Raw genomic sequence first — 10757 nt, forward strand, 5'->3', positions numbered from 1 at the left:
TGGTGAAGCTTTTTCCAAAAAGCTTCAAAGAACATCGCCCCCTTGAAAATACGGCACCCAATCCCTCCGCCATCCCCTGCAAACGCGACCTCTCACCTTGCCTCCGGCATGGGCAACACCCAATATGGCTGCTGTCCCCCTTTGGGAAAGAGGCATCCATGGCACGCTGGTCCTATCCCCGCCCACCCTCCAGCGAGATCACGCCACACGCGGCATGGCTATCGCGTCGTCATTTCATGGCTGCCGCGTCATCCGCCACGCTGGCCGCCCCGTTCGGCCATGCCGGCCCGGCCATGGCGGCGGCCCTGCATACGCTGCCCGGCCCGTATCAGGCGGCCGAAACGCCAACGCCGCTGGAAGATGTCACGCATTACAACAATTTCTATGAATTCGGCATGGGGAAAAGCGACCCGTCCACCTATGGCGGCGCATTCCGGCCACGCCCATGGACCCTGTCCGTCGAGGGGCTGGTGGAACGCCCGCGCGTGTGGGACATCGACCGCCTGATGGCCGAAATGCCGCTGGAGGAACGGCTGTATCGCATGCGCTGCGTGGAGGCATGGTCGATGGTCATCCCGTGGGACGGCTTCGCACTGGCGGCGCTGCTGAAGCAGGCGCAGCCACTGGGCAGCGCACGCTACGTCGCGTTCGAATCCGTGCTCCGCCCCGGGGAGATGCCGGGGCAGCGCAACCTCCTTGACGCCCTGCCGTGGCCCTATGTGGAGGGGTTGCGCCTGGACGAGGCGATGCACCCGCTGACCTTCCTTGCGGTCGGGCTGTACGGGCAGACGCTGCCCAACCAGAACGGCGCGCCGGTGCGGCTGGTGGTGCCGTGGAAATATGGCTTCAAGGGGATCAAGTCGGTCACGCGCATCCGGCTGGTGGAGCAGATGCCCACCACGACATGGAACCGCATGGCCCCTTCGGAATATGGTTTCTTTGCCAACGTCAATCCGGATGTGGACCACCCACGATGGAGCCAGGCGACAGAACGCGTGATCGGCGCGGGCGGCTTTTTCGGCGGCGGCCGCAAAAGGACGCAGATGTTCAACGGATATGGCGAACAGGTCGCGGGCCTGTATGGGCAGATGAACCTGCGGACCCACTTCTGACATGCCCTACCTGACCGGCACACCGCGCAACCGGACCGTCATGCCATGGCGGTTCGAGACATGGGTCATCACGCTGCTCGGCCTCGGGCCTGCGGCACTGTATTTCTGGTATGGCGCGCATGACCGACTGGGGGCGGACCCGGTCAATGTCTTTGAACGCTGGCTGGGGCTGTGGGCGGTGCGTTTCCTGCTGGTGACGCTGTGCATCACCCCCGTGCGGGAGGTCAGCGGATACAGCCTGCTGCGCTATCGCCGGACGTTCGGGCTGCTGGCCTTCTGGTATGCCTGCATGCATGTGGCGGTCTATGTCGCGCTGGACCAGCAGTTCGACATGGCCGTCCTGTGGCGGGACATCACGCACCGGCCTTTCCTGATGATCGGGGCGGGTGCGTTTATGCTGCTGCTCCCGCTGGCGGTGACATCGAATACGTGGTCGATCCGCAGGCTGGGCCGCCGGTGGCGGATGCTGCATCGCCTGGTCTATGTCGTGGCGATCCTTGCCGCGGTGCATTTCCTGATGGCGTTCAAGACCTATACCCCCACCAGTGTCGGCTATGCCACCATGCTGTGCCTGCTGGTGCTGTGGCGGGGCCGGTGGATCATACGGCGGCGCAGGTAACCGGGACCGATGCGGTGAAAGTTCCTGGGTGCTGACTTTTTTTAAAAAGGCAGCGTCTTCTGAAGCTTTTTGGAAAAAGTTTCACCAAAAACTTTTGTTACTTTTAGCAGATTTTCAAAAAAACGGGACCCATTGCGGGTCCCGTCCTTTCAGCCTGCCTTCACGACTTGTCGTGGCTGTGAAGGCCGCCTTTCCTTCCGGCTTCGGCCGCGCGTTCCGGGTCGTTGGCAAAGTTGCCGGAACTGTGCTGCCCGCCCTTATGGCCCGCTTCCGCCGCGCGTTTGGGGTCATTGGCGAAGTTGCCGGGGTTGTTCGCCGCACCACCCCCACCGTGACTGTCCGCCGGAGCGAAGGCAATGGTACCGATATTGAGGCTGTTGACTGTACGATATGTCATGGTCATCTCCTCCAGAGATCGCAGCGACGCTTCGGAACCCTTGTTTTTCCCCATCACGTGCGAAAAACATGAATGGGAAAGCAATCCCTTCAGGGCCGCTGTGGACGACTCAACGATGCGTCATGGCAGCAGTTCCGGCATTCCGAAAAGAATCCGCATAATAAAAATGATCGTTTTGTGCCCGCATGTAAATATATATCGTATGTATAACGAATTATATTGGTAATAACACACCGGATTATGTGTCAATATTATTGACCGGTTTCCTCCATCCCCACCGGCATGGAACATGGACAGCATGGAAAAGATGGAAGGAAGAGGCAAATGGCATGCCGCAACACTGTGCCGGCAGGAACCGACACACGACAAAACCCCGGTCCGCGGGGTGCATATCCATGATCCCAATGAAAAACGCTGCCTTTTCCCTAAAAGGCAGCGTTCGCCTGAATATTCCTGGAAAAACCTTCACCAGGAACCCGTGACGTTTCATGGACCGGACAACGGCCCCGTGGCCGTGCTATGCACGCCCGGACGCCACTTTCTCTTTCAGGGCATCGTTTTTCGCAAACATATCCAGCAATTCCCCCGCCGCGCGGGCATAGGCCTGCGCATCGGCCCATGCATGCTGTGGGCGCAGAAGGTGGGAGGGAACGCCATGGACCTCCGTGGGGATCAGGAGGCCGAAATACCCGTCCTCCTCAAACACGATCCCATCAAGCTCCCCGCCAAGTGCGGCATTGAGCAGCCTGCGCGTATGGGCCAGCGACATACGCTGCCCCGTGCCACATGGCCCGCCGGTCCAGCCCGTATTGACCAGCCAGCAGTTCACGCCATGCTCCTCGATCAGGGATTTCAGCATCGCGCCATATACTTCCGGCGGACGCGGCAGGAACGGTGCGCCAAAACAGGTGCTGAATGTCGCCTGCGGGATCGCGCCCAGTCCCTTTTCGGTGCCCGCGACCTTGGCGGTATAGCCGGTCATGAAATGATACATCGCCTGCTGTGGCGTCAGGCGTGACAGGGGCGGCAGCACGCCGAACGCATCGGCCGTCAGCATCACGACATGGCGCGCGATGCCCCCACATCCATCGGACTGGATATGGTCGATGGAATCGATCGGATAGCACGAGCGCGTATTTTCCGTATGCGACCCGTCATCGAAATCAATGACGCCCCCATGCGACGACACATTTTCCAGGATCGCGCCAAAACGCGTCGATGCATGCCAGATGGCCGGTTCCCTGTCACGGTCCAAGCCGATGACCTTGGCATAGCACCCGCCCTCGAAATTGAAGACGCCCTGCGCGCTCCACCCATGTTCGTCATCCCCGATCAGGCGGCGTAGCGGATCGGATGACAGGGTCGTCTTGCCCGTGCCGGACAGGCCAAAGAATACCGCGACATCCCCGCCCTCACCGATATTGGCGCTGCAATGCATCGGCAGGACGCCGTGGGGCGGCAACAGCCAGTTCATCAGGGTAAAGACGGATTTCTTGATCTCCCCCGCATACCGGGTTCCCACGATCACGATACATTTCTGCTCCAGCGAAAGCGCGATCGCGGTGCCGCCATGCGTTCCGTCCTCCGCCGGGACGGCATGCAGGCCGGGCGCATGCACGATCGTGTAATGCGGGGCAAAGCCCTCCTGCTCCTGCGGCGTGGGGCGGAGGAACATGTTGCGCACGAACAGGGCATGCCAGGCGCTGTCGGTCACCAGGCGCACGGCAATGCGGTATTGCGGGTCCGCCCCGGCGAACACGTCCTGCACATAGACCACGCCACGACGCAGATGGTCCTCCGCCCGGGTGCGCAGGCGCTGGAAATGGGCGGGTGTCATGCGCTGGTTGACCTCGCCCCACCAGATTTCCGATGTGGTGGCGGGTTCATCGACGATGAATTTGTCCCGCGCCGAACGCCCGGTATGCTCCCCCGTATCAACCATCAGCGCGCCGCCATCCGACAGGTGCGCACCCCCCTGCAGCAGGGCATGTTCCACCAGTTCCCCGGCCGACAGGTTGTGAAATACATGCCGCGCCCCGGCCAGCGCATCGGTGAAGGCGCCGTCATGGGGGGACGTGGTCTGCATGGTGATGGAACCGCTCATCAGGTTCGCTCCCGTTTTTTCTTGTTTGACAGCCGGATCCGGACATGCCCCAAAACCCGTGAAGACGTTTTTGGGGGCTGATTTTTTTGACAGACCAGCATCCTTCAAAGCTTTCTGAAAAAAGCTTCGCCAAAAACCTTTGTTTTATTCATCAGCCATTTCACAGCGTGAACGCGAACTGCACCCAGAACCGCTCCCCGCCCACCGTATTGTGGGAAATGACATTATGCTGCCACTTCAGCGCCACGCCCACGCCGCGCCTGATGCTATAGACAAACTGTGGCCCGATGGTGAAGTTGCGCATGCGGTATCCATTTTCGTACGGCACGCCGTACTGCATGTCATCGCTGAACTGGTTGGCGAAATTACCCTGGAACCCGATCTGCAGCTTCGGGATTTTGCGAAAGGGGCGATAACCGATGCCGTAATCCAGATCGAACAGCGCACCATCATGGTAATGGGTGGCAGGGTTTATGGTTGAAAACTGTCCCGTGAATTCCACGGACACTTCCCATCGTCCCGGCATCCATGTCACCGCGCCCTCGGGCATGAAGGTCACCTTGTTCGGGCTGACATTGGCCAGCGCGCGACGGTTGAAGGTGGAGCCGGGAAACCAGAAATCCTGCCCCACCATCAGATGCACATTTCCACGCGACCATGTCAGGTACAGTGCCTGCAGGTCGAACGACGACATGTTCATCGCGAAATCGCTGCTGTCCCCCACACGAACGCTCTTGCGTTGCAGAACGGGGGAGATACCGGTTTCAAGGTGCAGGCCGTGGTAATCGACGTTCCATCCATGGACAAGGCGCGGGGCATAGGCGAACAGGTTGGCACGGAACGGCACGGTGGACTTGCCCTTCGCATTGTTCAGCGAAGGCATCGGCACATCAACGATATAGTTGAACAGTTCCGTCTCGTTCGGGCCGGGCAGGATGGCGGGCATCACGGTATTGACCCCGGTGGGATAGACGCTGCCCCCGCCCTCGGTGGCGTACGCACGGCCTGACGCCAGCACCACCAGACACCCCAGCGCAAGCGCCACCCCATGCCCCGCCATGCCGGCGTCCATCCGCGCCTGCCTGCGCGCGCGCGCATTGCTGAAGGACAGCAGAAGCCCCAGCGCAATCCACAGATAGGCCGCAAAGACGACACGCCATGCAGGCGGCAGTAGGAACGTGATGGTATGCGCGGGCACCCAGAAGCACACCAACGTCAGCAGGACGATGCGCGCCCATGGCGAAAAGCTGGGATGTTGCAGGGCGTGCCATGGGGATTGCCACCCGTCATCAATGACCCGGTCCGTCACGAAATGCGCGGTCATCATGAAAAAACCATAACCGGACAGGATATTTATCCACACGCTCGCACACAGCGCACGCCATAGGGCAGAATGCGCGCCCGGGCCAAGCAGGTGGCCCACACCTGCATCAATCACCTGAAAGGCAAAGGCGATCCAGACCCCAAGACATCCCCAGATCACCACGCGCGCCAGCAATGCACGCGGGATCCACCGGCCCGAGGCAATGCGCCCGCGCAGGCATTCCCCGAATGTCGCAAGGCAGGCGAATTTCAGGAACGCAAGGATATAGGGATGCGCCATGACCCATGGATAGTCATGGGCATGTTCACCCAGACCGATGAAAACCACACTTGCAAGAATGAAATAAACCGCTGCCACAGCATCATAGATGGCATATCGCCCTGTACGCGATGGCGGGACAACAGCATACCCGTTCGTCGCCATGTCACCTGCACTCCATTTTTTCTTGTTATTCTGGAGAATTTTTCAGACCGACTTTATCGAGATTCCGGCCCCATGCCTTGTCCCGTGCCACTGTTACGACGCGGGAGGGGGCAGCATGGGCATCCGTTCGTGTTTGAAGCTTGAGATTCAGACGTTTCCGGGCGTTGCCTTTTCTCTGAAAGGCGATGTTTCTCGAAGCTTTTTGAAAAAAGCTTCACCAAAAACTTTTTTCATGTTTTCAGGAAGGTCTGTTCAATAGACCCCGCCCTGTGCCGCAGGCGGCGCCATGCCTGTGCGGAACTCCTGCAGGTGCCGCGACGTGGCCGCCACCAGCAGGCCGACATCGCTCCCGATGGCGACAAAGCTTGCCCCAAGTTCGGCATAACGCCGCGCAAGCGCCTGATCGGACGTCAGCACACCTGCGGGCCGGCCACAGGCGCGGATACGCAGGATGGCCTTTTCCACTTCTTCCTGCACCGCAGGCGCACCGGGTTGGCCCAGATATCCCATATCGGCGGCAAGGTCGGCGGGACCGACAAACACCCCGTCCACCCCCTCCACCGCGCAGATTTCCTCGATCGCGGCAAGGCCCGCGCGGCTTTCCACCTGCAAAAGCAGGCAGACCTGCGCATTCGCGGTGGCAAGATAGTCGGGAATACGGTTGAACGCCGAAGCCCGCGCCAGCGACGCGCCAATGCCGCGGACACCCTGCGGGGGATACCGCACCGCACGCACCATCTCGCGCGCCTGTCCGGCGCTTTCGATCATGGGAACCAGAACCGTCTGCGCCCCGAGATCGAGGATCTGCTTGATCATCCACACCGCCCCCGTCGGGGGCCGCACCACCGGATGGCTGCCACCATGCAGGACCTGAAGCTGCGCCATCAGGGTCGGGATGTCATTGGGGGCATGTTCCCCATCCAGCAGCAGCCAGTCATACCCCGCACCGGCGCAGATTTCGGCAGTATAGGGATTTGCCAGCGCCAGCCATAACCCGACCTGGCATTCCCCATTCCGGATGGCATTCTTGAACCTGTTGTCAGGAGCAGGCATTTTCCGTGTCTCCCTATTCAAAATAACAGCTCAGCGTGCCGTGGGGACCATAATCCGCCACGATGGTGTCACCATGTCGTGCCTCGATGGGGCGGATGAAGGACCCGGCCAGGACGACATGCCCTGCATCAATCCCCTGCCCATAGGCCGCAAGGCGACGGACCAGCCAGACAATCCCGCGTACCGGATGGTTCAGGACACCCGCGCCCAGTCCCGTCTCCTCCACCACCGCATTGCGTGAAACGATCGCCCCCATCCACCGCATGTCCACGTCCCCGGTCCTGATCGCCTGCCCGCCCAGTACGATCCCGGCATTGGCCGCATTATCCGCAATCGTGTCGATAACCGTCCGGGCCCGCCCGGTTTCACGGTCCACGCGCACGATACGGGTATCGAGGATTTCCAGCGCGGGGGCCACATAGGCCGTTGCATCAAGCACGTCGCATATCCCGACATCCGCGCCCCGCAGCGGGGTTTTCATGACAAAGGCAATCTCCGCCTCGATCCGGGGCTGGATGAAGCGTCCCGCCGGGATATGTGCCCCGTCCTCGAACATCATGTCGTCAAGCAGGACACCGGAATCCTGGGTTTCGATATTCAGCGCCGACTGCATCGCCCGGGAGGTCAGGCCGATCTTCCACCCAATGACCCGCCTGCCTGCCGCGATCTTGCGCTTTATCCACCCCGCCTGGATGGCATAGGCATCGTCAAGGTCCGCATCGGGATACCGGCCCGAAATCAGGCCGGTCTGCACACCGTTTCGCTCCGCCGTGTCCAGCAGTGCGACCTGCGCCTCACGCTCGGCCGTCGTCAGCATGGGCTTTCCCCTTCGTCGATCACGCTGTTGCGCAGGGTGCCAAGCCCATCGGCCTGCACCTCCACCACATCGCCGGGTTTCAGCCAGATGGGCGGGTCATGGCGTGCGCCTGCCCCGGTGGGCGTGCCGGTCACGATCATGTCGCCGGGTGTCAGGGTGGTAAAGGTCGAGATATAGGAGACAAGATACGCAACCGGGAATATCATCCGCCCCGTGCGGTCATGCTGGCGCACCGCACCGTTCACACGGGTTTCCAGTGTGATGTCGGCCATCTGCGCCGGATCGGAAAACGGCACCAGATACGGGCCGATCGCACCCGACCCATCGAAATTCTTGCCCTGTGTCACATTGAATTTCGCATGCCGCACCCAGTCACGGATCGTCCCCTCGTTACACAGCGACAGGCCCGCCACATGTTCAAGCGCGCGTTCGGCGGGAATACGCCGCCCCCCTTTGCCGATCACCACGACGATCTCGCCCTCATAATCCAGTTGCACGGATTCCGGCGGCCGACGCAGCGGTTCGTCATGGCCGACGAAACTGCGTGCAAGGCGAAGGAACAGCGACGGATAGGGCGGGGCCTCCTGCCCGTCCTTATATTCCGCGTTCCGGTCAGGGTAGTTCACACCCACGCAGATGATCTTTTCCGCATCAGGAATGGGAATTTCATAATGAATGGCGGTGTGCACAAGATCCGCCACCCATCCCTGCGCATCATGGGCCAGTTCGTCGAGCGCACCTGCGGCCACAACGGCGCGCAATGTGGGCCATCGGTCACCATAATGGCGCGACAGGTCCACGATCCCGTCCTCGCGCACCAGACCGTAACCGGGGCGTCCCTGATTTGAAAAACTGATGAATTTCGGAAACATTTCACGCGATCCTGCTCTGGCGGGAACTGCCCTTTCGATAGGGGACGGCATTACGGTGCGATGATTGGCTGGGCCTTCAGCAGGGGTTCTTCCACCCGTGCCCCCGTAAAGACGCTGCCATGTTCGAACCATGAACGCGGCGCGGGCGCCCCCCACAATGTCTGGCGCTGCGGGTCCTTCAGGTCCCATTTGATGGGTTCAAGGTCGGGGTCCACCGTCTGGTAATCAGAGCAGTATATTTCGATCCTGTGCCCGTCTGGGTCGAGGATATACAGGAAAAATGCATTCGAAATGCCATGGCGGCCGGGGCCACGTTCAATATTGGCAAGGTATCCGGTGGTGGACATCAGGTCCAGCAGGTCGATGATGTTCAGCGGCGTCGGCACCCAGAACGCGGTATGGTGCAGGCGTGGCCCCCGCCCGTTGGTGAATGCAATATCGTGCACGCCGCCCTTGCGGTGCATCCACGCCGCCCACAGTCGCCCGCTTTCATCGTCCTCGGTATATTCGGTGACGCGGAAACCGATCCGGTTGTAAAATTCGACCGATGCATCGACATCCGTGGAAAAGCAGTTGAAATGGTCGATACGCAGCGGCTTTACCCCGTGATAGAGCGCATATTTCTGATGGATCGGGGGCAGGCGTTCCATCTGGAAATAGAATTCCAGCGGCATGCCGGATGGGTCGCGCGTACGCAGCGTCCGGCCCTGGTGGGGACGTTCCACCCATTCGACCGGCAATCCCTGCTCACACAGCCAGTCCCATGCCTTGTCGAGGTCGTCTTCGGAATAAAGTTTCAGCGCCAGCATGGATATTTCGGATTTTGGTCCCTGTCGCAGGATTACGCAATGATGTCCGCGCTCTTCCATTGCGCGCAGATAGATACGCTCCCCTTCCTCCGCCACGACCTGAAGACCAAGCGTATCGGCATAGAAGGCGCGACTGCGCGCAAGGTCGGTCACGATGAATTCCACGTGGCTCAGGCGCACGATATTGAAAGGCGGATAGAGGTTCGGCATGGGAATCGGCATTATTTTTCTCCGTTATTACTGCCTGCAGGCCCGTTACAAGACATTCCGAAAAAACGAAAAGAAGTTTTTGGTGAAGCTTTTTTCAAAAAGCTTCAAAGAACGTCACCTTTTTGAAAAAAGGCGACACCCAAAAACTTTTATTATTTCATGATTCTTCCTCATCCCAGTTTCGGGATCGGATGCGCGGTCGTGGCGAACGCGATATTCTTGGTTTCCATGTAGAAATCAAAGGACCAGTCCCCCCCGTCACGCCCGATGCCGGAGTTTTTCACCCCCCCAAAAGGTGCCGGAAGATGACGGACATTTTCCGAATTTATCCAGATCATCCCGGCCTCCAGCGCATCACCGACACGAAAGGCGCGCGTGACATCCGATGTCCACACATATCCCGACAGGCCATATTGCACGCCATTGGCAAGGGACAGGGCCTCGGCCTCGTCACGGAATGGAATGGCCGTCAGGACCGGCCCGAAAATCTCCTCCTGCGCGATACGCATGTCATTGCGGGCATGGGTGAACAGCGTGGGCGCGACATAACAGCCCCCACCCGGCCCGTCCACACGTGTCCCGCCCACGGCGACCGATGCGCCCTCTCCCCGGCCGATTTCGAAATATTCCAGAACCTTTCTTTCATGTTCCGGGTGGATCAGCGGACCAACCACCGTTTCGGGATCCAGCGGATGCCCGACCTTTATGGCGCGCGCCTTCTGCGCGACAAGGTCGGTAAAGCGGTCATGGATGCTTTCCTCCACCAGCAACCGCGACGAGGAGGTGCAGCGTTCCCCGTTGAGGGAGTAGATCATGAACGCCACCGCCTGCGCCGCACGTTCAAGGTCCGCATCGGCAAAGACAATGACAGGGTTTTTTCCGCCAAGTTCGAAGTGCACGCGCTTGAGGCTGTCGGCCCCCTCACATGAGGAGTTTCACGTCAATGGCCACTTTCACTGCGAGATCATTTTTTCTTCTCCGTGTTTTGGATCCATGGTCTGAGCCTGTTTAACGACT

The 10757-nt window shown here is 60.1% G+C and carries 10 protein-coding genes; 2 read left to right on the forward strand and 8 right to left on the reverse strand.

Features of this window, described 5'->3' with window-relative positions:
* Nucleotides 1–158 precede the first annotated feature (158 nt).
* Together msrP and msrQ are read left to right on the forward strand one after the other, a co-directional pair.
* Nucleotides 159–1112, forward strand: coding sequence for a protein-methionine-sulfoxide reductase catalytic subunit MsrP (gene msrP / locus CFR72_RS11395; protein ID WP_110914062.1), 954 nt, complete (start codon nt 159–161; stop codon nt 1110–1112).
* 1 nt (nt 1113) lies between these two features.
* Nucleotides 1114–1731, forward strand: coding sequence for a protein-methionine-sulfoxide reductase heme-binding subunit MsrQ (gene msrQ, locus CFR72_RS11400; protein ID WP_110914063.1), 618 nt, complete (start codon nt 1114–1116; stop codon nt 1729–1731).
* Nucleotides 1732–1891: 160 nt separating this feature from the next.
* Here msrQ and CFR72_RS11405 read toward each other — a convergent pair whose 3' ends face one another.
* From CFR72_RS11405 to CFR72_RS11440, 8 genes are all read right to left on the reverse strand, one after another.
* Nucleotides 1892–2128, reverse strand: coding sequence for a con-10 family general stress protein (locus CFR72_RS11405; RefSeq protein ID WP_110914077.1), 237 nt, complete (start codon nt 2126–2128; stop codon nt 1892–1894).
* A 517-nt stretch (nt 2129–2645) separates the two neighbouring features.
* Nucleotides 2646–4232: a phosphoenolpyruvate carboxykinase (ATP) gene (gene pckA / locus CFR72_RS11410; protein ID WP_110914064.1), complete on the reverse strand. Its 1587-nt coding sequence runs from the start codon at nt 4230–4232 to the stop codon at nt 2646–2648.
* A gap of 160 nt (nt 4233–4392) precedes the next feature.
* Nucleotides 4393–5835: a SphA family protein gene (locus CFR72_RS11415; protein ID WP_167400364.1), complete on the reverse strand. Its 1443-nt coding sequence runs from the start codon at nt 5833–5835 to the stop codon at nt 4393–4395.
* Between the two features lie 396 nt (nt 5836–6231).
* A complete protein-coding gene (gene hpaI / locus CFR72_RS11420) occupies nt 6232–7032 on the reverse strand; it encodes a 4-hydroxy-2-oxoheptanedioate aldolase (protein ID WP_110914066.1) in 801 nt (266 codons plus the stop codon).
* Nucleotides 7033–7045: 13 nt separating this feature from the next.
* Entirely contained in the window at nt 7046–7849 is an 804-nt protein-coding gene (hpaH, locus tag CFR72_RS11425) for a 2-oxo-hept-4-ene-1,7-dioate hydratase (protein WP_110914067.1), read from the reverse strand.
* Nucleotides 7843–8721 (reverse strand): fumarylacetoacetate hydrolase family protein, encoded by an 879-nt coding sequence (locus CFR72_RS11430; protein WP_110914068.1) that lies wholly within the window; start codon nt 8719–8721, stop codon nt 7843–7845. Before CFR72_RS11430 ends, hpaH begins: the two co-directional genes overlap by 7 nt.
* A 50-nt stretch (nt 8722–8771) precedes the next feature.
* Nucleotides 8772–9752, reverse strand: coding sequence for a 3,4-dihydroxyphenylacetate 2,3-dioxygenase (gene hpaD / locus CFR72_RS11435; RefSeq protein WP_110914069.1), 981 nt, complete (start codon nt 9750–9752; stop codon nt 8772–8774).
* Nucleotides 9753–9910: 158 nt separating this feature from the next.
* Entirely contained in the window at nt 9911–10639 is a 729-nt protein-coding gene (locus CFR72_RS11440; protein ID WP_244182266.1) for an aldehyde dehydrogenase family protein, read from the reverse strand.
* Between the last annotated feature and the right edge of the window lie 118 nt (nt 10640–10757).

It is taken from the genome of Gluconacetobacter entanii, assembly GCF_003206495.1.
GTDB classification, from domain to species: Bacteria; Pseudomonadota; Alphaproteobacteria; order Acetobacterales; family Acetobacteraceae; genus Novacetimonas; species Novacetimonas entanii.